10 protein-coding genes are annotated in these 24,760 nt (G+C 70.9%); 3 read left to right on the top strand and 7 right to left on the bottom strand.

Annotated features, from left to right (window positions below; genetic code table 11):
- Positions 1-4: 4 nt before the first annotated feature.
- The 7 genes from G1H19_RS10090 to G1H19_RS10120 form a co-directional block, all read right to left on the bottom strand.
- Positions 5-913 carry an aspartyl/asparaginyl beta-hydroxylase domain-containing protein gene (locus G1H19_RS10090; RefSeq protein WP_162392259.1) on the bottom strand — a complete coding sequence of 303 codons (909 nt, stop codon included), beginning with the start codon at positions 911-913 and terminating at the stop codon, positions 5-7.
- A gap of 50 nt (positions 914-963) precedes the next feature.
- Entirely contained in the window at positions 964-2,892 is a 1,929-nt protein-coding gene (locus G1H19_RS10095; RefSeq protein ID WP_162392260.1) for an aspartyl/asparaginyl beta-hydroxylase domain-containing protein, read from the bottom strand.
- Positions 2,893-2,969: 77 nt separating this feature from the next.
- The gene (locus G1H19_RS10100; RefSeq protein WP_152727614.1) at positions 2,970-4,727 is read right to left on the bottom strand and encodes a condensation domain-containing protein; all 1,758 of its coding nucleotides are present in this window, start codon (positions 4,725-4,727) and stop codon (positions 2,970-2,972) included.
- Entirely contained in the window at positions 4,724-12,910 is an 8,187-nt protein-coding gene (locus G1H19_RS10105; protein WP_152727613.1) for a non-ribosomal peptide synthetase, read from the bottom strand. Before G1H19_RS10105 ends, G1H19_RS10100 begins: the two co-directional genes overlap by 4 nt.
- Before the next feature lie 15 nt (positions 12,911-12,925).
- Positions 12,926-19,282 carry a non-ribosomal peptide synthetase gene (locus G1H19_RS10110; RefSeq protein WP_152727612.1) on the bottom strand — a complete coding sequence of 2,119 codons (6,357 nt, stop codon included), beginning with the start codon at positions 19,280-19,282 and terminating at the stop codon, positions 12,926-12,928.
- Positions 19,283-19,328: 46 nt separating this feature from the next.
- Positions 19,329-19,712 (bottom strand): ArsR/SmtB family transcription factor, encoded by a 384-nt coding sequence (locus G1H19_RS10115; protein ID WP_152727611.1) that lies wholly within the window; start codon positions 19,710-19,712, stop codon positions 19,329-19,331.
- 29 nt (positions 19,713-19,741) lie between these two features.
- Positions 19,742-21,013: a Rossmann-fold NAD(P)-binding domain-containing protein gene (locus G1H19_RS10120; RefSeq protein ID WP_152727610.1), complete on the bottom strand. Its 1,272-nt coding sequence runs from the start codon at positions 21,011-21,013 to the stop codon at positions 19,742-19,744.
- Between the two features lie 76 nt (positions 21,014-21,089).
- On the opposite strand from G1H19_RS10120, the gene G1H19_RS10125 reads away from it, so the two are divergent.
- Genes G1H19_RS10125 through G1H19_RS10135 form a run of 3 tightly spaced genes read left to right on the top strand, consistent with a single transcriptional unit; the run spans position 21,090 to position 24,753 of the window.
- Entirely contained in the window at positions 21,090-22,631 is a 1,542-nt protein-coding gene (locus G1H19_RS10125; RefSeq protein WP_152727609.1) for a VOC family protein, read from the top strand.
- Positions 22,628-23,023 carry a DUF5990 family protein gene (locus tag G1H19_RS10130; protein WP_152727608.1) on the top strand — a complete coding sequence of 132 codons (396 nt, stop codon included), beginning with the start codon at positions 22,628-22,630 and terminating at the stop codon, positions 23,021-23,023. The genes G1H19_RS10125 and G1H19_RS10130 overlap by 4 nt, the downstream gene beginning before the upstream one ends.
- The gene (locus G1H19_RS10135; RefSeq protein WP_152727607.1) at positions 23,020-24,753 is read left to right on the top strand and encodes a carbamoyltransferase family protein; all 1,734 of its coding nucleotides are present in this window, start codon (positions 23,020-23,022) and stop codon (positions 24,751-24,753) included. Before G1H19_RS10130 ends, G1H19_RS10135 begins: the two co-directional genes overlap by 4 nt.
- Positions 24,754-24,760: the final 7 nt, after the last annotated feature.

The following is a 24,760-nucleotide window of genomic DNA, read 5'->3' on the forward strand; positions in this document are numbered from 1 at the left end:
GCGCCTAGTCCCCCACCCCGGCCCGGAACGGGCGCCAGGAACCGTCCGCCGAGACCCTCACCCCCGGAACGCCGAGCACGTCGAGATACCGGCCGACCTTGTGCGCCGTTGATCCGTCGGCCGTGCACTGCAGCCGGCCGTCCACCACGCGGACCTCGGCCAGACCGCGGTCCCGGAGGAAGGCGGTGACGCGCTGCTGGACCGTTGGCCGGTTGGCCAGCAGGGCCGCCCGGTGCGCGGCATCCACGCCCGGGTGGAGCACGTCCATGATCAGGACGACACGATCCTCCTCTCCCCGGTGCCAGACCTCGTGCTCGAAGGAGTCGTCGAAGACCAGGCATCTGCCCTCTTCCCACGTCGACGTCTCGGTTCCGACGCGGATCGATGCCCCCTCGGCCGGGATGATCGGGAGGTGGACGCGCAGGACCGCGTTGGTGGAACCGCAGTGCGGCATGATGTGCGTACCCGGTGCCAGCCGCGACAGCAGGATCACCCCGGGGCTCAGCGTCGTCATCTCGGGGATCTCGGCCAGGATCGCCTGCGTCACCGGTAGCCGTGCACACACGTCCTCCTGCCACTCTCCTTCCCGGAACAGGTACGCCTGTTGCCAGGAGCCGGCCCGCAGCAGCCAGTCGTCCTCGACCGTCGGCCGTACCGGGTCGTCGACCCCACCCAGCACCGCCCTGATCTCGGCGCTGATCTCGGCAAAGTGCCGTTCGAGGTGGTGGACGAACCAGAACTGCCCGGGATCAGGCAGCGGTTGTGCTGTCAGTCCGTCCACATGGTCCCGATCCCGCTGCAGCGGTTGCTCCCACACTCCCTGCTGGACGGCCAGATCTACGCAAGCGCGCGCCGGCTGCTCCTCCCCGGCTGCGAACCAGCCGTCGATGAGGTTGCTGTAGGCGGTACGCACCCTTCGCTGCGTCCGTGTGTACGACGTCCCCGGTGGGTGGGGCGGCCTCGTCACCCCAGCTCCGCGCCGGCCGGGCGGTGCCAGCGAACGGCGTCGCCCCGCAACTCAGCACCGGTGACGCCGGTGTTCTCCATGTACCGCAGGATCAGATCGCGCAGTGCGGGCTCCGGCTCGAACACCAGGTCGTCTCCTTCTCGCCGCACCTCGGCGAATCCGCCGTCCCTGAGGAAAGCCACCATCTGCTCCTCGGTGGTCAAGCGCCGCTGCAGCAGCCGCTGGGAGTGCTGACCGGCCAGGTCCGGATGCAGCGTGTCGAGGATGAGGACGATCCGGTCGGTGTCGCCCTCGTGCCCGACCTCGTGCTCGAACGAGTCGTCGAACACCAGGCATCGCCCTTCTTCCCAGGTCAGCTTCTCGTCGGCCACCCGGATCCAGACGCCCGGCGGCACGATGAGCGGCAGATGGATGCGCAGGGTGGCGTTGGTGGGCCCGCAGTGCGCCATGATGTGGGTGCCGGGCACCACCCGGGAGACGGTGATGACTCCGGGACTGAATGTCGTCACTTCAGGGATGCCGTCCAGGATCGCCCTCGTGACGGGGAAATGCCGGGCGACATCCTCCTGCCAAGCGCCGTCCCGGAACAGGTGCGCCTGCTTCCAATCGCCGGCCAGGATGAGAGCGTTGTCATCGGTGGTCCGCTGTACGGGGTCGTCCGGTCGGTTGAGTACCGACTCGATCTCCGCGCGGATCTCCGGGTAACGCTGCTCGAGCAGCGCGGTGAACCAGAACGTCCCGGCATCGTGCAGCGGGCGGGCCTCCAAGCCGGGGATGTATTCCCGTGCCCGCTGCAGGGGGTGTTCCCAGACGCCCTGGGCGACCGCGAGCTCGGCGCACGCCCAGGCGTCCGCCGGGCGACCTCCGTAGTGCCAGGCATCGATCAGGTTCGCGTAGTGCCTGCGGGCGGTCTGCAGGATGTAGCCGCGAGTGCCCGTGAGGGGTCCGTCGCCGGGTTCGACTCCGGTGTCCTCGACCGACATTGCCATCGTGTCCTCCTTGGGTCCGGTCACCGTCGCCGGCGACGCCGTCCGATCGATCAGCCCGCGCAGGACCTGCGCGGCTCGTTCACGGTCGACATCGGCCCGGATGTAGAGCGCGTGGTCGGCCAACGACTTCTCACGGGTGATGCGGTGCCGCTGGTAGGTCGCGTCGAACGGCGCGGTGTAGTCCTGGAAGTGCAGGTGGTCGACGCGCACCCCTGCGATCGGGTACAGCCGGTCGAGTCGGCGGGCGATGTCGAAGATCCAGCGTTCTGCCTGCCACTGCTGAAACATCTCCGGCGAGAAGTAGCCGAGGCCCTCGAACCATGCCCTGGTGACGATGGGGAAGTCGGCGCTCCCCTCGGGGTACTGGTCGGCATCGAAGTACATGCAGAAGACGCCGTCGGCGTGACTCGCCGAGAGCTCCTGAACCCGGCGGTCGAGAGCCAGATCCCAACCCCTCTGGACGTACACCTGGTCGTCGTTGGCCATCGCGAGGAGGTCGCCGGTGGCGGCGGCGGCCAGCGCGTTCCACGCCGCCGGCAGGCCGATGGGTTCTCCGACCTGGAGCACCACCCGGTCCAGGCCCGTGACCAATCGGCCGTCCAGCATCTTCCGGTAGCGCGCCACCGCCGGATCGTCCGAGTCGACGTAGCACAGGACCTCGATCCGCTCGGGATGGGTGGCCGTGCCGGCCATGCTCCGCAGCAACCGGCGGAGGCCGCCCGGGCGCTGGCGGGAGGGACAGAGCACGGAGAGCCGGGCGTGCGGCACGTCGTCGTCGCGGACCGGCGGTTGGTTGCCGAGGATGGCCACGGACCTGTCGCGGGCCGAGGTCAACGCCACCCGCGCCCGGATGGACGCGTTGATCGCCGGGATGATCCAACCTCGGCCACCCGACGGGTCCCTGAGGATGGAGGTCGCGAGGTCCTGCAGGGGCACGGTCCGGTTCTTGGCGAGATGGCCGGAGAGGAGCCGCCCGAACTGCCGGAGGGGCCGCTCGCGAGGAGTTGGCACGGTCATGCCGATCCCGCTTCGTCGGCCGATGGTCCGGCGACGACCTGGCGACGGGCCTCCCGCGGGGCACGGCCCGGGTCCCCGGCCGATTCGAGGTGACGGCGGGCGATCGAGCGCAGGTCCGCCACGGAGTCGGCCGTACCCATCGCCTCCAGCAGAGCGTGGACAGTCGAACTCAGGGTCCGTACCCGCGCCTCCGGGAGAACCGACGCGTCGGCGCGCAGCAGGATCGAGCCCTGCGGTCCGATCCTCGTCTCGAGGACCAGCGGGTATCCCTCCCAGACGGACCCCGTCACCGAACTCACGGCCAGTCGTCGGCTGTGGGTTCCCTCCACTACCCACTCCGGGAAGTTCTCGACGACCACGATGGTGTCGAACAGCCGCTCATGGCCGGCTGCCGGCACCGTGGAGGTCGCTCGAGCGATGTCGGTGAGCGCACAGTGCTGCAGCCCCTCCAGTTCCACCCGTCCGCGTTGGACCCGGTGGAGCCACGACGCGAGCATCTCGCCCGGATCCGGTCGCACCCGCAGCGGCAGGGTGGCAATGAACATGCCGACGGCAGACCCGGCGCGGGGAAGCAGTGCGGGCCGACCCGAGAGTGTGACACCGATGGCCACGTCGTCCGAGCGCGTGATCTCGGCGATCAGGACCGACCAGGCGGCGTAGACCAGCGTGGCCGGGGTGACCTCCCATCGACGGGCGGCGGCGGACAGGTCAGGGATGGGACCGGGAACGGTGACGGCACGGGGCCCGCTGACCGCGTCGGATGGGCGTGGGGCGAGAGGGGCCGGGCGGAATCCCGCCATCAGCTCTCGCCAGCGGGACGTCCCGCCCCCGGCGTCCAGGCCGGACAGCCACGTGCGGTGGTCCGCGGTCCCGTCGTGCGGGGCGGGGAGGGCCGCCGGATCCACTCCGTCGTAGAGATCGAGCATGTCTCTGAGGACGATCTGCTGGGACCAACCGTCCAGGACGAGGTGGTGATGGGTGAGGAGGAAGCGGAGGACATCATCGGCGAGCCGGAGCAGCGTGATGCGGACGAGCGGAGGCGAACGGAGGTCCATCCCCCGGGCGAGATCCCGGTCGATCTCACGCTGAACGGCGGCCGGCTGGGCCATCACCGGGACGTCGCGCAGGTCGACCACCTGGACGGGCAGGACGACGTCGTCGGCGGCGACCATCCAGCTACCGGTCGCGTCCCAGCGCACCGACGCCCGGAGTGCGCCATACCGCCGTGCCACTGTCTGGCAAGCGGCGGAGAACTGATCCACGTCGATGTCCCCGGTCAGCTGTGCCCCGACCTGCACGAGCTGCGTGGTCCCGCTCGGATCGGCCAGGCTCTGGTAGAGCATCCCGTCCTGCAGCGGCGTCAGCCGGATCCGGTCGGGCCTGGATTTCGCACCTGATCGGGAGGCTCCGGGCGGGGCGACGGGCGAGAGGTCTGCCAAGGCCGCCGTGATGGCCCCGACCGTGCGCAGTTCGAAGAGGTCTTGGGTGGTCAGTGCGATGCCGGCGGCTTGGGCGCGCGACACCACCGCGACGGCTGAGATGGAGTCGCCGCCCAGAGCGAAGTAGTCGTCGTCGGCGCCGATCGCAGTGCGCTCGAGGACTTCCTCCCAGATGGCGATCAATTGCAGTTCCCCGGGCTGGGTGGGCCGGGGAGCAGCCTCGTCGATGCCGGCGTTCGCACCGGCGCGAGCGAGGAGCTGGCGGACCAGGGCCTCACGCGCCGCCGTTCGGTCGGCTGCATCGGGGGTATTCATCCCGGACCCGCCGCACCCTGGCCCAGGAGTGCCGCGACGTCCTCATCCGACATCCGCGACACCAAGGCGGCGATGGCCGGCCCCGCCCCCTCGCGAGGGTCCGGCAGAGCGGACACATCGGTCTTGCCTCGGGTCGTCAGCGGAAGAAGAGGCAGCCACATCAGGACATCAGGGATCTGGTGCGGGGCCAGCTGGCGGCGCAACCAGGTGCGGAGGGCGGCTTCGCCGGGGACGTCGGCGTGGTCGGACACCCAGTAGCCGACCAGCTGGCGGCGTCCTCCGCTTCCGTGGACGGTCGTGACAGCGGCTTCCCGCACCTGGGGATGTGACCGCAGGACGGCCTCCGTGGCCGCCGGTTCCACGCGGCGTCCGCGCACCTTGACCTGGCGGTCCCGCCGTCCCTGGACATGGAGCAGCCCGTCGCGGTCCCGTCTGGCCCAGTCTCCGGTGAGGTAGAGCCGCTCACCGCGGCCGAGAGGGTCCGGCACGAAGCGGACCGCCGTGCGTCCAGGTGACCCGACGTAGCCCCGCGCCAGGCCCCGCCCGCCGACGGCGAGTTCGCCGGTCACCGTGTCGGGGAGCACCTCGCTAGCGAGGAGCACGCGGGCCCGCGTTCCGGCGATGGGCCGCCCGATCGGGATGTCGGAACCATGCTGCTCCGAACCATCCTGTCCCGGTTCGATGCGCCAGGTGATGCAACCGACTGTCGCCTCGGTCGGTCCGTACTCGTTGATGATCGGTCCGCTGCCACCGACCTTCCGCCAGGCCGTCACGTGCTGGTGCGCGAGTGCCTCGCCGCCCACCACGACACATGCAGCCGGCGCACGCTCGCCCGCTGTCCGTAGCTGATCGGCCACCACGGCCAGGTGCGCCGGAGTGATCTTGATAATCCCGTCCACGTGGGGGGCGACCTGCCCGATCGCCTCCGGTCCCGCGTTCTCCGGCAGGAGCTCCACCGTTCCCCCGGCCACCAGAGGGGTGAGCAGCGACGTGACCGTCAGGTCGAACTCGACAGGTGAGTGCACGGGGGTGCGCCCCGCGCCGCCGTAGGAGGCTGCAGACCACAGCAGGTAGTTGACGAGGGCGTCCTGAGGAACCCCGACCAGCTTCGGTGCGCCGGTCGATCCCGAGGTCGGCAGGACGTAGGCGAGCAGCCGGCCGTCTCGGGCGGACTGCTTCGCCGCGGGAACTGCCTGTCCGCGCGGCGGGACCGCAGCCGCGACGACCGCGGCCAGCGGGTCATTTCCGAGTGCCACGGCGTGGGTCACCTGCGCGGTGGCGCACATGCTGCGGACCCGCAACGCCGGCTCCGTCGGGTCGATCGGCAGATAGGCGGCGCCGGCCTCCCAGACCCCCAGGAGGGAGATCAGCAGATCGGGGGTCCGGCGGGCGGGAACAGCGACGACCGCGTCCGGCTGCACGCCCACCCCGACAAGGACCGCCGCCAGGGCAACGGCCCGTTCGACGAGCTCACGGTAGGAGTACTGCACAGCGCCCGATCGGACAGCGATCCGATCGGGTGTCCGGCGGGCCTGCTGCAGGATGAGGTCGAAGGCCGAGGCTGGGCCGGCGGAAGCGTCCCCGCCGTCGGAGGCCGCCAGCTGTGCTCGCAGGCGGGCGCCGTCCACCACAGGGACCGCGGTGCAGGGTGCGTCCGGATCACTGATCATCGCCTGCCAGACGCGCGGGTACAGCTCGGCAGCGAGCCTGATGGTGTGGTCGTCGACCTCCGCTGGGTCGTAGTCGAGCAGCAGCCGGATCTGACCGTTATGCGCGTCGACGTTGGTGTGCGCCGTCAGGGGGATGTATGTCCGGTCCGGTGCCCAGCTGTCCAGGATCTGCGCGGCCGCCTGGTGCTCGAGATCCCGGTAGAGGTGGAAGTGGGTATGGACGTACATGGTCTGCAGGAGACCGGGCCGGCCGAGGTCCCGCTCCAGTCGGGCCAGGGGGTACCGCCGGAACGGTGCGGCCCGGCGCTCCGCCTCCGCGGTGGCCTGGACCAGATCGGTCCACGAACCGGTCAACGGCACCCGCAGGGGCAGAATGTTGTTGAAGACGCCGACGACCCGGTCACCGTCCGGCTCCTCCGGCCGGCCGCTCCACTCGACCCCGGTCAGCGCCTCCGGGGCGCCGGTGAGTGCCTGCACCACGCGAAGGTGTGCGGACAGCAGCAGGGTGCGCTCCGAGACATGGAGCCGCCGCGCGAGGTTCCCCATCGCGCGTGCGGTGTCCTGAGACATCGGGATCTCGACGCGGCGAGTGGTGGGCCCGGCCGTGCCTCCGCTCGACGGAGGTGGGAGCCGGACCGCCGGGACGTCATCGAGTTCCCGTGCCCAGAAGTCGCGGTGCGCGGGGTCCGACACCGCAGCCTCCTCGAGGGCGACGAAGTGCCGGTAGTCGGACTGCGGCGGGGGTGCCAGCTGTTTGCCGGAGGCGTGGGCCGACAACAACTCCGTCAGGACCGTGGCCGTGGCCCAGCCGTCCAACGCGAAGCTGCTCAACGTCAGCTGCCAGGTCCGGTCGTGGCGGACATGCACCGTGACCCGAGCCAGCGGTCCCTTCTCCACGTCGAAGGGCCGGGTCCTCTCGGAGCGCTGCCACTCCGAGAGGAGGGCATCAGCCCGCGCGACCGGGAGTGGAGACAGATCGACGAACTGCACCGGTAGCTCGAGGCTGCGGTGCACCACCTGCAGCGGCTCACGGTGCGCCGTCAGGTCGAGGGAGGAACGGAGGTACGGATGACGCTCCGAAACGATCCGGGCCGCATCCCTCATCCGGTCGGGATCGAGGGCGCCTCGCACGTGCAGGCTCGTCACGTACACCTCGTGGCGCTGCCCCTGCATCTGGTGGAACAGCACCGCCAGCTGCGCCGAGGACGCCGGGTAGGCATCGACCGCGTCTGCCGGCAGCAGTGCACGCACGTCATCCGGGCAGAGCCCGAAGGCGGCCGGAGGTGGGCTCGCCGGCAAGGCTTCCCGGGTCGGTGACACAGCGCGCGCCAGCGCACCGACGGACGGGTTGGCCAGCAGCTGGGCGACCGTCACGTGCAGGCCGTCGGCCTGCAGCGACGCAAGTACCCGGAGCGCCGTGATGGAGTCACCACCGAGCGAGTAGAAGTCGTCGTCCACATCGACGGCGGCCACCCCGAGGACCGAGCACCAGACGGACGCCACCCTCCGGACGAGGGGGTCCGTGGAGGGGGTGGGCGCGGGATCGGCGGACGGCTCCCGGGCACGCTCGGCGAGTGCCGCCCTGTCGAGCTTGCCGTTCGCGGTCGCCGGCAACTGCGGCAGCAGGCGCAGCGTCGAGGGAACGAGGGCAGCAGGCAGGTGCTGTCGCAGCCATGCCCGGATCCGGCCGGACTCCCCCGGATCGTCCTGTTCGGGTACGACGAATCCCACCAGCCGCACGCCGTGGCCCGCGTCCTCGGTCGCCACGACGGCATCCCGGACGCCCGGCGCACGGCGCAGCGCCTCCTCCACCTCACCCAGCTCGACCCGACGGCCACCCACCGACACCTGGGCATCCGCGCGCCCGAGGAACCGGATCGCGCCGTCCCGGCCTCGCGTCCCGCGGTCACCAGTGAGGTAGATGCGGGCGCCCCGCGAGCCGAAGGCATGCGGACGCCAGGACGCGGCCGTTGCCGCCGGCCGGTCCCTGTACCCGTGGGCCAGCGCCAGCCCCGCGATCGCCACCTCGCCGATGGTCCCGACCGGGCGCGGCTGCGTGTCCCTGTCGACCACGTACACCTCGGTGCCGTCGATGGGCCGACCGATCGGCACGGCCCCGGTGTCCGTGCGGCGGCACGGCCACCAGGTCACGTCCACGGCGGCTTCGGTAGGGCCGTACATGTTGTGCAACTCGGCAGAGATCGTCCGGTGGGTCCGGTCTCGGAGAGCACCGGTCAGCGATTCGCCGCTGCTCACCAACCGCCGGAGCGCGAGGGGCGCCTCCCCCTCGGTCTGATCGAGATGCGGGAGCAGATGCGTCAGGGCGGTCGGCACCGCGTGCATCACGGTGATCTGCTCCCTGCGCAGCAGCCGTGCCAGCCGGTCGGGATGGCGCTGGATGCCGGGAGGAGCCATCACCAGCGTGGCGCCAACGATGAGCGGCCAGAACAGCTCCCAGACCGAGACGTCGAAGCTGATCGGCGTCTTCTGGAGTACCCGGTCGTCCGTACCGAGCGGCAGCGCACGCTGCATCCAACGGAGTCGGTTGACCACGGCGCGGTGCGGCACCACCACGCCCTTCTGCCGTCCGGTCGACCCGCTCGTGTAGAGCACGTAGGCGGGGAGCTCCGGGTGAGTGGGTGCGGCCGGCTCTGCCGAGCCCTCCCGGGTCGTCTTTGGGTCGACGTCGACGAGGGGCAAGCCCGCCGGTGCGAGCCCAACGTGCGCCGCATCGCAGACGATCACCGTGACTCCGCCGTCGTCCGCGGTCCAGGCGATCCGTTCGGCCGGGTCGCTCGCGTCCAGGGGCACGTAGGCGGCACCGACCCGATGCACGGCGAGCAGGACCACCGGGAGTGCGAGACAACGGTCGAGCAGGATGCCGACACGGGTGCCCGGCCCGGCGCCCGCCGCGCGGAGCCGCATGGCGAGCTCGCGAGCCCACCGGTGGGCGGCCGCCGCACTGAGGTGCTCGGGCAGGTCGCCGCGGTCCATGCTGACGGCCACTCGGTCCGGCGCCACCGCGATCCGGCGATCCACCAGCACGTGCACGGGCGTGGGGTCGGCCGGCACGTCGCAGCCGCTGCCGGCCGCCACCGCATCGGCAAGCATCCGCGCGGACAGCTGCGGGAGCCGGCCGACCGGCGCGTCCGGGTCGTCGGCCATGTGCTGCACCAGCGTTGCCCACTGCTCCAGGAGGACCGCGGCGCTCTCCTGATCGTGCAGCGACTCGTCGTACTCAGCCACGACCGACAGTCCGCCGGCCATCTCGGCGACGTTGAGCGTGAGGTCCAGGTGTGTCCACCGTTGGACGACCGGCAGGACCTCGACCCGCACGCCCGCTGGGACCTCGGCGATCTGCCCATCGGTGCCCAGCGCCAGCGCCCGGAGCCCCTCGTCGGGCCGGCCGGGCTCCCTCTGGAGCACGATCGCCGTCTGCACGAGCGGCAGCCGGCCGGGGTCGCGGTCTGGCGCGCAGATCCGGACGGTCTCGGCGAACGGCAGAGCCGAGTGAGCGAGATCGGCGGCGAGACCAGCTCCGGCACGCCCCAGGAGGGCCGCGACGCTCTCCGTCGGATCGACCGTCACCCGCACGGGGACGAGGTTGGTGAGGCACCCCATGGAGTTCGCCAGACCGGCACTGTCACGCCGCATCGCGAAGGTGCCGACGACGACGTCCCGCCGGCCGGACAATCGCGCAACGAGCACCTGGAGCGCGGTCAGTAGGACCGTGAAGGGGGTGCAGCCGGCACCTGACGCCAGTTCTTTCACGCGCGCGGTCGTCCGCTCGTCGATCCGGATCTCGGCCCGGCCACCGTGGAACAGACGGACCTGCCCACGTGGCCGTGGATGAGGAAGCGCCGACGAGGCCGGCGCGTCCGCCAACCGGGCCGACCAGTAGGTGCGGAGCTCGTTCCCTCGTGGCGACGTCAGCAGAGCCGATTCCAATTGCGCCTGGACGACGGGACCCGGGCCGGGCACGGGGAGGACGGCCGCGGCGCCACCTGCCTCCTCGTCGTAGAAGGCCAGCAGCTCGCGCACCAGGAGGGTCGCGGACCAGAAGTCGAGGACGGCATGGTGAGCGCGCAGCACCAGGACCGAGTCGTTGCCGGAGCGCCGCAGGAGGAGGAAGCGGACAAGGCTCTCCCCGTCGGTCGTCATGCCGCGCGAGGCCTCCGAGTCGATCGCGGCCTGCACATCACCGGTGAGGGGCTCGACCACCAGCATGTCGGGCACCGAGGGCTGCTCGATCTGGACGACGGCGCCGTCAGCCCGGGACAAGCGGGTGCGCAGGGCCGGGTGACGCGCCTGGACACGTGCGACGGCCCGCGCCAGGGCGGCGACCTGCACGGTCCCCCGAAGACGTAGGGCACGGGTCAGCACGTAGGCCGGTCCGGGTGGGGCCAGCTCCTGTTCGAGCAGCATCCCCTGCTGGATCAGCGACGCGGGTCCGCTCGAGCCGGCCTCGACGGATGGTGCGACTGGAAGGGCACCCTTGCGCACCTCCGTGATGATCGCCTCGCAGATCGAGCCGAGGGTTCCTCCGCCCACCAGCGTGAACGGCGGCAGGCGGATGCCGTACGTCGACTCCACGTGGTGCTGCAGCTCGACCGCTCGTACTGAATCCATCCCGAGTGCCGACGGACGCAAGCCCAGGGCCGCCCCCGGGGACCACTCCCGCCCCGAGACCCTGACGAGGGCGTCCGCGAGCGCGAGCGTGGCCGACGCAGCCGGGGCTTCACGTAGGTCCTCCACCCCGGGGAGGCTCGGCAGTGTGATCCCTGCACCGGCGGTCTCGCTCGCGCTACGCGCGAGCACCCGCAGACTGCCAGCACCGTAGGCCGAGCGGCACGCCGCCCGCCGCACCTTGCCGCTGGTCGTCTTCGTCACCGTGCCCCGCGCCGCCAGGACCACGTCGTGGAGGTGCAGCCCATGGCGCCGTGCGACGGCCGAGCGGATGACCGCCGAGATCTCCGGCAACCGGTCGACGCTGTCGTCGGAGGCCGGCTCGCACACCGCCACGATCCGTTCCTCCCCCGCTGCCCCGTCGGAGTCGGCGAACACGGCGATGCACGAGGGGCGGACGGCGTCGGTGCTGTCCTCGATCGTCCACTCGATGTCGGCGGGATGGTGGTTGGCACCCCGAACGATGATCAGGTCCTTGGTGCGGCCGACGATGTAGAGCTCACCCTCGACCAGGGCACCGAGGTCCCCCGTACGCAGGTACGGGACCTCATCGCCGGCCACGAAGCCGTCGAAGTCGTCCCGCGGGGCGTCGAGCTTCCAGTAGCCGTCGGCCACGCCAGGACCGCGCACCCACACTTCACCGATCGCGCCCTCCGAAAGCCGGCTGTGGTCTCCCGGGTCGACGATGGCGACAGTGGTCTCCGCGACGACGCGACCCGAGCTGACGACAGGGCGGACGGAGATGCCGCTCAGGCCCTCGGCGGCCGGAACGAGCCGTCCCCCCCGGGTGGCTTCGGCGTCCGCGGCGAGCACCACTGGAGGACGGCGGCGCGGCGCTCCAGCCACGATGAGGGTCGCCTCGGCCAGTCCGTAGCAGGAGAAGAAGGACTCGGGAGCGAAACCAGCCGGCCCGAACGCGCGGACGAACCGATCCAGGGTCGCCTCCCGAACGACCTCCGCCCCGTTGAACGCCGTCCGCCAGGTCGACAGGTCCAGATCGGCGCGCTGCTCCTGCGGGATACGGCTCACGCACAGTTCGAAGGCGAAGTTCGGCCCCCCACCGGCGACTCCACCGTGACGCTGGATGGCGGCCAGCCAGCGCAGCGGCTCGGCGAGGAAGGCCGCCGGGGGCATGAGGACCGACGTCGCACCGAGGTACAGCGGCTGCAGGACGTTGGCGATCATCCCCATGTCGTGGAAGAGCGGCAGCCATCCGACGAAATGCGAATCCCGGTCGTGCTCGCACGTCTCGGCGATCGCCCGTTCGTTGGCCAGCACGTTGGCATGCGTCACCCGTACACCCCGCGGGGACCGGGTCGAGCCGGACGTGTACTGGAGCAGTGCCAAAGAGGACGGCGCCACGTCCGGGCGTCGCCACTCACCGGCGAGGGCGGGCGGCACGTCGGCCACGTCAAGATGGCGCACGTCGGCCACCAGCGGCCCCAGAAGACCGATGTCCGCGGACGGGCCCAGGACGAGTGCGGGGCGGCAGTCGGCGGCGATCCCCGCGAACCTTTCGGGACCCCCTCGAGACCTAGGGCTGTCGCACGGGACCGCCGTGGCCCCGGCCATCACGCACCCGAGAAGGCTGGTCACGTACTCCTGGAGCTGCTGTCCGGGATAGGTGACCAGTACGCGCTGCCCGACGGCTCCGGCTCCTTGGAGCGCAGCCGCGATCGCAGTGGCTCGGCGATGGACGTCCTCGAACGTCAGGTGCCCTGTCTCCGTGAGTCCGTCCGGGAGGAACCGATAGGCGGATCGCTCCGCGTCGTGGGTGGCACGGTGCTCGATCAGTTCGACGAGGGTCGCGAACCGGTCACCACCCATGGATCCGCCCGCTGCTCATCCGGCGACCACGCCCACCGGGAGGTCGTCGACCCTGTGGGGCCGGCCGGGATCGCCGGATTCCCGGAGGGTCCGGTCGACCGTGCCGGCGAAGGCAGCGAGCGTGGGAGCGTCGAACAGGCTGCGGACGGGCAGCTCGAGCAGGAAGGCGGCGTTCACCCGGTTGATGACGTGCATGGCGCGCAGGGACTCGCCGCCGAGTCCGAAGAAGTCATCGTTCCCGCCGACCCGTTCGACTCCGAGCACCCGGGACCAGATGGCTGCCACGAGCTCCTCGGTGGGCGTCGCCGGAGCGACCCACGCGGCACCCGCCCCCGTCGCGGCCGAGGGCGCCGGGAGCGCCGACCTGTCGAGCTTGCCGGTCGGCGTCAGAGGCAGCGCATCCACCACCGTGACGTCCGAGGGCACCATCGACGCGGGTAGCCGGTCGCGCACGTGACGCAGCACCGAGGCGGCGTCCACGTCCGCTCCCTGGACGGTCACGACATAGGCGTGGAGCCGGGCGTCCCCACCGGCGTCCGGCCGGGCGACGACGACGGCCCGCTGGACATCGGCCCGCTGTTCGAGCACCGTCTCGACCTCGGAGAGCTCGACCCGATAACCGCGGATCTTGACCTGGTTGTCGGAGCGGCCCAGGAACTCCAGCGGCCCTTCCCTCGTGGCGCGGACCAGGTCGCCAGTGCGGTACATCCGGCGACCCGGTTGTCCGGCGTGCGGATCCGGCAGGAACGCCGCGGCGGTGCGGCCGGGGTCCCGGTGGTAACCACGGGCGACATGAGCACCGCCGATGTGGAGTTCGGCGGTGACGCCGAGTGGCACGGGGTGGAGACGACCGTCCAGTGGGTAGACGCGTGCGCCAGGAACGGGCGATCCGATCGGCAGGGCGGCTCGGAAGCCGTCCGCGTCACCGGAGAAGTGCGTGCTCCACACGCACGTTTCGGTGGGCCCGTACTCGTTGTGCAGCACAGACTGCGGTGCGATGCGCCGGAGCTCCTCCTGGAGCTGTCGTGGGGCTACGTCGCCCGCCGCGATCACGTGCTGCAGCGAACGGGCCCACGTCTGCTCCCTCCGAGCGAGGAGCGCCGACAGCAGCGCCGGCACAGCGAGCGTGTGGGTGATTCCGTGTCGGGCGATCAGGCCGGCGAGGACTGCCGGCTCGCGCCGGCTCCCGGCGGGTGGACTGTGCAGCGTGCCGCCTCGAGCCAGCGTCCAGAAGAGGCCGGCCACGGAACTGTCGACGGCCAGTGACGAGAGCAGCAGGAAGTGCTCGGGATCGGACGGGTACGTGGTGGTGCGCGCCGCGGTGGAGCTGACCAGCGCCCGGTGGGAGACCACCACCCCCTTCGGCGCCCCTGTCGAACCGGACGTGAAGATCAGGTAGGCCGCGGACTCGGGGCTGAGCGCAACGTCGGGTGCCCGGTCCCCACCCGTGGCCGCGGAGAGGTACTGCGAGCGCGTGAGCCGGCGGACGGGCAGATCGGACAGGTCACCCTCGGCCGGAGCCAGCACCAGCGACGCCCCTGCCGCCTCGACCAGCGCGGCCAGACGAGCGGCCGGCTGTGCGGGATCCAGAGGCAGATAGCCGGCTCCGCTGCCCAGGATCCCCAGGATCGCGACGACGGCGTCGACGCCGGGCTCCGCGAGCAGGCCGACCACGTCCTCCGGGCCGACGCCCGCTGCCCGGAGCGATGCGGCCACGCCGTCAGCTGCTCGCACCAGGCCGGCATAGGTGAGCTGGCCGGACTCTCCGACGACGGCGATCCGGTCCGGCGTCCGCTCCGCCTGCCGCCGGATCACCTGATGCATGCAGGAGCCGTCGTCGAGCGCGTCACCGGGACCGTTGACCCGGTCGATGACGAGCCGTCGCTCCTCCGCACTCAGCAGCGAATCGGCGTCATAGGCGGCGTCGGGGTCCTGCACCATCCGATCCAGGACGCGGCGGTAGCAGGCGGCGACGCGGTCCATCAGGTCCGCGGTGAACTGCAGACCGTCGTATTCCACGCGGATCTCCAGCTCGCCGCTCTCCCGGTTGGTCCGGAAGATCGCACAGAACGGGAACGTCGATTCGCCGTAGAGCTCGCTCGCCTCGTGCCGGACGCCCCGGTCCCGCCACCGGTCGAGCGCGTGGAACACGTGGTAGTCGGTGAAGAAGAACAGCGTCTCCGCCAGCGGCTCACTCCCCTGGTGCCGCTTCAGCTCGGCCATCGGCAGACGTCGGTAGGGCATCGTCCGGCGTTCGGCATCGAGCGTGTCGGCGACGAGATCGGTCCAGCTTCCCCCGTGCATCCGTAGTCGGAGCGCCAGGCTGTTGACGAACAGGCCGATCGCGGAACTTCCGTCGACCTCCTCGGGCCGCCCGTTGGTGACGGTGTAGCTCAACGTGTCCGGCTGGCCGTGGTAGTGGTTCATCACGGCCATGTGGGCGGCGAGGAGGACGTTCTTCAACGGCATCGACCGCGACGTGGCCAGCGCCTTGAGGCCGTCGGACAACTGTCGCCCCACCTCGACCGGTATCCGGACGATGTCGCGAGCCCCGGTGTCCGCCCCGAGCGGCACGTCCAGCCGCGGCAGTCTCATGAGCGAGGCACCGTCGAGGTACTCCGTCCAGAACGCGAGGTCCTCCGGCCGTCGGAGTGCCTCGAGCTCCAGCGCGACCGCGTCGCGCATCGAGGACGCCGGAGGCGTCGGCACCCACTTCTCCCCGAACACCTCCGAGAAGTAGTGGGTGAACAGCTCGGTCACCATCAGGGCCTCGCTCCAGCCATCGACGATCTCGTGGTGGAACCCGTAGGTGAACTGGAACGTCTGGTCGTCCAAGCGGTGGATCATGAACCGGATGAGGGGATGCGCGTCGAGGTCGAAGCCCCGTTCCTTCTCCGCGCGGACCCACTCGTCGATCCGCCGCTGGTGGTCCCCGGGGTCCACCGACGACAGGTCCGCGAACCCCAGGGGATCGCGGAAGGTGCCGTGCACCAGCTGCAGGGGACGGCTGAACGTCCGCTGGTCGAACGAGGTCCGCAGCATCGGATGGCGTGCGACCAGTTGGCGGATCACCTCGCGCATGACCTGGAGATCCAGCGGGGCGTGGATGCGCACCGACGCAATGGCGTGGTAGACGGCGGACTTCGCTGCGAAGTTCCGGTGGAAGATCATCCCCTGCTGGAGCAGGTTCAAGGGGAAGGCGTCCTCGACGTCTTCGGGCATGAGGCGGCGGTCGGCATCGTCGATCAGTCCGAAGGGTGCCGTCGCCGGCGCCGCTTCGGCAGCGGGCCGGGTGCTCAGTTCGGCGGCCAACGCTCGGATCGTCGGCCAGCGGTGCAGATCCACGACGGCGACCGGCACACCCTCGGCCGCGGCCCGACTCGCGACCATCACGCTGCGGATGGAGTCGCCGCCGATGGCGAAGTAGTTGTCGTCGATGCCCACCCGGTTCCGCCTGAGGACCTGCGCCACGGCCGTGCACAGGATCGTCTCCGTACGGTCGCGGGGCTCGACGTGCTCGACCTCCGGGACCGACCGCTGGAGCGCCTCCCGAACCGCCGCCCGGTCGAGCTTGGCGTTGGTGGTCAACGGCAGCCGCGGCACGGGCGCTACGACGGCGGGAACCAGGCCGGCAGGGAGCAGGGCACGGCAATGAGCCACGAGAGCGGCTCCGGTCACTGATGCCCCCGCCGTGAGTACGACCTGCGCCCCCAGGCGGGTCGGCGGCCCGCCGGCCGGCGGTATCAACCCCACGACGGCCGCTTCCGCAACGGCAGGGTGGCGGCGCAACACTGCCTCGACCTCGCCGGGCTCCACCCGGATGCCGAGCACCTTGAGCTGCTCGTCCATCCGTCCGAGGTAGACCAGGTCGCCGTTCGCGAGCCACCGGACGCGGTCGCCCGTCCGGTAGGCCCTGCTCTCTCCGCCCCCGGGATCGGCGACGAAGCGCCGGCTCGTCTCCTCGGGACGACCGAGGTAGCCGGTGCCCACCGCGACGCCCGCGACCACCAGTTCCCCCACGCCGCCCTGCGGTACGGCGTGGCCCCGGCGGTCCAGAAGGTGCACGGCCGTGCCCGCGATCGGCTGGCCGATCGGCACGGGGCCCGTGCCCGCCGGCGACGTCGCTGCGTAGGCCGTGCAGCCGACGACGGTCTCGGTAGGGCCGTACTCGTTGACCACGCGCACCCCGGCCTCGAGGACCGGCGTCACCGCGTCCCAGAACAGTCCCTCTCCCCCGCACACGAGCGTGCGGACCCGGCGGCCGAACTCTCCGTCGCCGAGGCCTTCGAGGAGCGCGGGAATCTGGGCCGGCGTGACCTTGACCAACGAGATGTCGTCCTCGACGCGGATGGCGTCCAGCAGTCCCTGGATGCCGCTGCCCCGCGCCAATCGGACGCGCTGCCCCACCATCAAGGGGGCGAGCATCGTCGTCAGGGAGAGGTCGAACCCGATGGGCGAGTGGACGATGGCTCCGCGGCCCTCGTGGAGCCGATAGGCCTCGGCTGCCCAGCCCAGGTAGTTCAGCAGAGCTCGGTGGGTGACCGGCACACCGTTGGGCACGCCCGTCGACCCCGAGGTGTAGAGGACGTACGCGCCCGCGTCGCAGTCCTGGGGCACGGCGTCCGGCAGCGGAGTCGCCCCGCCGTCGGTTCCCGACATGGCGTCGATGCGAATGATCCGGACGCCGGGAGCCGGGGCAGCCCCGTCGCTATCGGCCTCGACCTCGACGATGGTCTCGGGTCCCCGGACCAGGACGCGGGCTCCCACGTCGGCAAGGATGGTCTGCAGACGGCTGGCCGGGGCATCAGCGTCGACCGGTACGTAGACAGCACCCGCGCGCATGATGCCGAGCAGTCCGACGAGCAGTTCCGAGCACCTGGGCATCGACAGGACGACGTGGGAGCCGGCGGTCACCCCCGCCTCCCGGAGCAGTCCAGCGACCTCGTCCGACCTACGGACCAGCTCGGTATAGGTCAGCGACGTGCGGCCGTCGTCGACGGCCGGCGCGTCCGGAGCGGCCGCCGCCCGGGCGGCCACGACCGCCGAGAGGGTCGGCTCCTCGGGGACCCCGGCCGGTGGACCGACCGCGGCAGGCGCTGCACACGGTTCCCCAGGCAGCAGCAGAGACAGCTCGTCTAGATCGATGTCCGGGTCGGCGGCCACGGTGGCGAGCAGGTGCAGGGTGCGGTTGAGGAGAACCTGCGCCGAGGACTCGGGAAGTCGGCCGGCGTCGTGGTCGAGCACGGCCGTCGAAGCTCCCAACCGCATGTGCAGGGGCGCACCGCCGCGTCCGTCCAGACGAATCGACCGCACGCCGGCGTGCGCCCCGTGCGGGACCGCTTCCCCAATCGAGGCGGAGACCGAGGCCGCCACAGGTCCGCTCCGCCGAGCCGGATCGAGGTCGTCCACGTCGTCTGCCGCCCGCTGCCACGCGGACCGCACGAGGTCGAGGAACTGCCGGAACGTCGTGCCCTCCGGCACGTGGAGCTGCAGCGGGACCTCGCGCTCGAACGGGCCGACAGCATCGGCCAGTTCGGCCGGACCGCGGCCGGCGACGGTGACGCCGGCGACCATGTCGCGCTCACCAAGGAGGAGGAGCTGGAGCGCCAGCCACGCGCCCGCGGCGACCTCGGCCCTATCGCTACCGGACTTCTCGGCGAACCGGTCGAGGAAGCCCTGCGTGCCCTGGTCGTACGGGCGCTCGATCCGGCGCCACTCCCCCGGCGCACGACCGGACAGAAGGATCGAGGGGAGCGGTGATGCCGCCTCGAGCCGCAGAGCATCCGCCCAGCGCTCCCGGGCGTCCGAGCGGTCGGCGTCGGTCAGGACCTCGTGCTGCCAGATCGAGGCGTCCGGGTACTGGACGGGCTCGTCCGGCCAGCTCTCGCCGCGGTAGGCCGCGAAGACCTCGTCGAGGACGATCCCGAGGGACCGCTCGTCGACGGTCGCCGCCGATCCCGTGACCAGGAGGGCAGCGCCCTCTGCGCCAAAACCGACCCGGAGCACCCGGACGCTGCGGAGCGCCGGCTCCACCAGCCGTCGCTCGTCCTCCCTCAGGCGCGCGACGGATCCGGAGCGGTCATCGGGATCGCCCGCCGACTCCTCCACGGTGAACGTCCGGATGTCGTCGACCACCTGGACGGCTTCGGGCAGACCCGGCCTCGTCACCACGCGGGTGCGTAGCGCCTCGTGCCGTTCCCAGACCGACCGCAGCGCGCGGTCGAGCCGGCGCTGGTCGACCTCCGCGTCGACCTCGACGGTCGCCTGCACCCACGGGCACGGTGGACAGGCGCCTCCGTCATCGCTGGTCGGTGCAGCCAGGAAGCGCTGGACCGGGGAAGTGCGAAAGCCCTGGACCGTGTGGTCGTCCACCCGTGCGTCCTCTCGTCGACGTGCTCAGGCCGCGCAGGTCAGCGGTTCAGATCCACGCCGGCCCGATTCGCGTACAGCTGGACAGGTGATCGCACATGTCGCCGGAAAGGCGGTCGGCCGCGTTCAGGACGTCGGCCAGTCGCGTGTCCGCGATGCGATAGATGGCCCGGCGCGCCTGGCGCTCGACCGTGACGAACTCGCACCACCGAAGGCAGGCCAGGTGGTTGGACACCCGGCTCTGCGAGACCCCGAGGCTCTCGACGAGTTCCCCGACGCTGTGCTCGCGCTGAAGGAGCAGCCGGAGGATCGCCAGCCGCGTGGGGTCGGCGAGCACGCTGAAGAATCGGCCGGTGACGGCCATGTCGTCGATCAGATGTGTCAACGCGGTCTCGTGGCCCGGCCCTCGCTGGTCGATCGGGGCCGTGGGCATGCGGGGATCGTAAACAGGTCAGCCTGATATCAACAGGGGTCGGACGCGTCGCCTTGAGTGCTCTTCCCATTCGCCCCGAGGCGGTGGACGGTGACCCCCTCGGCGGGCTCGACGACGTGCCACGGATCGATGACGACGGAGCCCTCCGGCCAGTTCCGTCGCACGAACTCCGGCTCCGGGCAGCCGACGAAGAAGGCGGCCGGCTCCTCGGCCGCCAGCGTGGTTGCGAGGTCCGCTGACGTGTGGACGACCGTTACCTGCGCCCCTTGCAGTTGCAGCAGCGTGGCCAGGAGCTGCGCGGAACTCCCCGTGCGCAGATCCGTTCCCGGCTTGTACGCGGTACCCAACAGCACGAGGGGCAACGACCCGGCCAGTTCCACGAAGCGAGCGCCGAGCCACTCCACGTAGGCCTGACGGCTCCGCATCAGGTCTCCGAACAGGTCAGCTCCCGCTCCCGTCGTTCGCATCAGCCATGACAGCGCGATGTTGTCCCTGGGATGGCACGGACCACCGTCGGCCATTCCGGGGCCGATGTAGGCCGGACCCATGAGCCGCCGGTCTGCGGCACGCACGATCCGGAAGACGTCTCCGGCATCCGCTCCGGTCTCGTGAGCCATCTGCTGGACGACGTTGGAGATCGTGACCTTGGCACTGACGAACGTGTTGTAGACGACCTTCGTCAGCTCGGCGGTCTCAATCCCCACGTCGAACACGGGAGCGTCGGAGAGTCCTGCGAGGACCTCGGAAACCACCGACGGGCCGGTCTGGTCACGACCGATCAGGACGAACTCCGGGCCGAACAGATCCGACGCCACCTGGCCCATGGCCACGAACTGGGGGCAGTACACCAACCGGTGGTCGCCCAGGAGCGGCAGGACGAGTCGCCGGACGGTGCCCGGGAGCACGGTCGAGATGATGCCGATCTCCATGGGGCGGTCCGCTACCGCGACCAGGTCGCCGACAGCCTTCAGGAGCGGCCGGTAGTCGAAGTCGGCCCGCGCGTCCGGAAGGGGCGTGATGCCCTCGTGCGCGGCGGAGTGCGGTGTCTCGACGGCGACCAGGACGCAGTCGCTGCCCCGGACGAGATCCTCGAGCGACGAGAAGGTCAACGGCAGCGACGGTTCGACCAGGTCCGCCAGCCGACCCGGCCCGCCCGGGGCCCGCTCGAGCGGCGACAGCGCCGCCACGCTCATCCGGGACGGGTCCTTGTCGTAGCCGATGACCTGGTGACCACGAAGAGCCAGGCAGATCGCGACGGGGAGGCCCAACTTGCCCAGACCGACGACGCCGATGCGGGTCATGAGGCTCACTGGACCACGCGACGTAGCGGCGCACAAGCATGTCGTCCCGCCGACGGTCAGTGTTAGCGTCCGCCGCGTGGCGGGCCAGGCTCTGCATGCGCGGGCACGGCGGCCCACCGGTGCCCTCTCCGTCGACGTGCCTGACCTCGGCAAGGCTGTGGCGTACTACCAGCGGTTCTTCGGCTTTCTCGTCCGCAGCCAGGACGAGCGGGAGGCCTGGCTGACCGGCCACGGGGTGACGGTCCGATTGAGCCTGGCCGCCGGACCTGAAGCCGGAAAGCAACAGCCGGCAGCACCGCTGTTCGTCGATCGCCCCGCAGTCCTCCGACGTCACCTGGACGACCTGGGCGCCCACCTTGTCGACGTGCCACCCGAGGCCGCGGGTCGCGGTTGCTTCGGCGTCCGGGACCTCTACGGGAACGTTCTCACCTTCTGCCCGACCACGGGCCTGGGTTCTCTGCGGGGGGCGCTGGACGACCGCGTCGACAGGACGCGGCGCGCCTTCCGGCGGAGGCAGAGTGACCGCGCGCAGTCCGGTGAGGTCCGCCGGCTGAGGGAGTTCCTCACCGGCCGAGGCTCACGCCCCCCCACGTTCTACGTGCACGTGCACGGTGGCCTGCTGCACTGGCTGGCGGCCACGGTCGGCAGACTTCCCGCAGACCTCGACGTGGTGGTCATCGGATCGGACCTCACGGCTGACGAGCAACGCTGGATCACCACGGAGCTCCGCCGCCCGCTCCATGCGGTGGCCGACCGGCTGGACGACGCCGGCGCGCTCGAGTTGCTGTCCGCCGCCGAGGAATCCGACTTCGGCTGGGTCGAGCTCGGGTGCCTCGTCCTGGACCCAGCCGTACTCCACGATCTTGCGATGCTGCCCCCCGACGCGTCGCTGGGGTGTACCTGGTCCTTCGAATCGGGCTGGGGCTTTCCGGTGGCGGCTCCCTATCTCCTGTACCTGTCGGCGGGCGGCCTGCGTGAGGTGGCCGCGTTGGATCCATCGGCCACCGCGGGAATCCACAGCTGGCAGCGTTTCAACCGGCAGGTGGAAGGGCGCCGCTGCTACAGCCGAGTTCCGTCCCGGCGCGCGCGCCGATTGCTGGCGGGTGTCGTCCCGACCACCGATGCTCATCCGCCCGTCCCCGCCGGCCTGCCGTTCTACGAGGCGACCGTTCTCTACCAACTCCTCGCCCGAGCGGCTGGTCGCCAGGTGCACCAGGTGCGTCACCTGTCCGCCCTGGGCAACGCCCGGGCAGAGGACGTGCAGGACCAGTACTCCGACGAGCTGGTGTACATCGGGGCGCTCTCGTATGCGGACCCGTTGGAGGAGTTCAGCGGCTACTTCCACGATCCGTCGGTCCGCCAGCTGTACCTGCTCGCCGAGCGTGTCGTGCTGACACCGCTGTCGCGATCGCTGCCCGACTGGTACCAACGCCGGGCGACGCTGATCGACGACGCCCTGACCGCCGTCGGCCTGGACCCGGAGGGGGCACCCGCACTGGTCATCGACCACCTCGTGGCTGTACGGGGGCTGACGGACGAAGCCGCTCAGCTGGTTGTCCGGCCGCCCGTCCTGAGCGGTCACGACCAGTCCCCGACGGCCCGTAGGAGCGCTCGATGAGCACGCGTCAAGTCTCGCTCGTCGTCTCCGTCGGCGGGGTCCGGCCGTGCGGTCTCGAGTACGGATTGCAGGACAAGTCCGGCGGTCTCGCGACCGGGATCCCCTTGGACGACGGAGAGGAGTTCCGCTGCTTGATCACGGTGCGCACGGGCTCCGACGGCGCCGGTGTCCCGGGCGGTCCGTACGTGCACGGCAAATCGGGTGATCGATTCCTCTACCTGAGCTACCGGGGCTCGGACGGGGAGTGGATGCGCCGCACGAAGATCGCCCTACCGGACCATGTGGCGGCGACGGCGGACACATTGGTCACCCGGGTCCGGGACACGGGCACGACCCGCGTGACGGTAGAAGCCGCTTGGACCGCAGCCCCCGCCGAGCCGGCAGCGCCATGATCGTCGTCGGGATCTCCGCGCACTACCACGACGCCGCGTGCGCGATCTTCCTGGACGGCCGCTTGGTCGCGGCAGCGCAGGAGGAGCGGTTCACCCGCCGGCGATACGACGCCACCATCCCGGCACGAGCGCTCCGCGCCTGCCTCCACGAGATCGGTGCCGGCATAGGAGACGTCGAGCACGTCGCCTACTACGAAGATCCCGTGGCGCGATGCGATCGCATTCTCTCCGCGGGAACGCCGTCTGCGATGCCACCGGACGCCGGACGGCCCTTGCGGGAAATCCGGGACCGTCTCGGCTACGCGGGACCGGTGACCACCGTGCGCCACCACGAAGCCCACGCCGCCAGCGCGTTCTACTGCTCCGGCTTCCCGGACGCGGCCGTCCTCACAGCTGATGCCGTCGGCGAGTGGGCGACCACCAGCTACGGGTCCGCGGGACCTGAGGGCATCAGCACGTTCGAGGAGGTGCGCTTTCCGCACTCCCTCGGCCTGCTGTACAGCACCCTCACCGCCTACCTGGGGTTCGAGGTGAACAGCGACGAGAACAAGGTCATGGGTCTGGCGCCCTACGGGCGACCGACCTTCGTCGCCGCACTGAGCGAGCTGATCCACCAGTTGCCGGAGGGCCAATTCGAGCTCGACGCCCGGTACTTCGACTTCACCGACCCGAGCCGCATGTACACCGACGCTCTCAGCGACGTGCTGGGCATCCCCCCACGGCCTCCGGATGCGCCGACAGAGGGCGCGCACACGGATGTGGCACGCAGCCTGCAGGTCGTCCTGGAGGACGTGCTGCTCGAGAAGGCGCGACACCTGTTCCGGGTCACCGGCAACCCACGCCTCTGCTACGCGGGGGGTGTGGCCCTCAACTGCGTCGCCAACGCGCGCATCCGGCAGGACGGCCCGTTCGCGGAGATGTTCGTCCAGCCTGCGGCCGGGGACGCGGGCGGCAGCATCGGCGCCGCCGCCCTGGCCCACCATCGGCTCACCGGCGGCTTCCGCGCCGAGCGCTTGGTCGACGCCCGGCTCGGGCCCTCCTACGACACCACGGAGCTGGCACACGCCCTACAGGCTGCCGGCGTGCCTTTCTCGGATCACTGCGATGACCAGCACGGGCCCATCTCCCAGACCGCGGACATGCTGGCGGCGGGCGCCGTCGTGGGGTGGTACCAGGGACGTATGGAGTTCGGGCCGCGCGCCCTCGGCGCCCGGTCCATACTCGCGGACCCCCGGGACCCCGGCATGCGAGACCGGATCAACGACCTCGTCAAGAAGCGTGAGGCGTTCCGTCCCTTCGCACCCTCGGTCGCCGCCGAGCGCACCGCTGAGTTCTTCGACTTCCACGGCTCGTCACCCTTCATGCTCGACACCGCCCAGGTCCGTCGCCCCGCGGATCTGCCCGCCATCGCACACGTCGACGGGTCGGCCCGCCTGCAGACGGTGGACGCCGCCGTCGATCCCCGCTTCCACGCCCTTCTCACTGCCTTCGCCGCTCGCACCGGGTTCCCGATCCTGCTGAACACCTCCTTCAACCTGCGCGGGGAACCCATCGTCTGCACGCCGGGCGATGCCTTGGCGAGCTTCGTCCGATGCGGTCTCGACGCCCTTGTCATCGGCAATCTCATCCTCCGGGCGGCGGACGTGCCGCCGTTCTGGGCGTCGGCGGTCGACCAGGTCGCCCCGATCAGACCGAGGGGCGTCAGTGGGGACATCTACAGCTTCGGATGAGCGGGAG

It is taken from the genome of Goekera deserti (genome assembly GCF_010685995.1).
In the GTDB taxonomy this organism is placed as follows: domain Bacteria; phylum Actinomycetota; class Actinomycetes; order Mycobacteriales; family Geodermatophilaceae; genus Goekera; species Goekera deserti.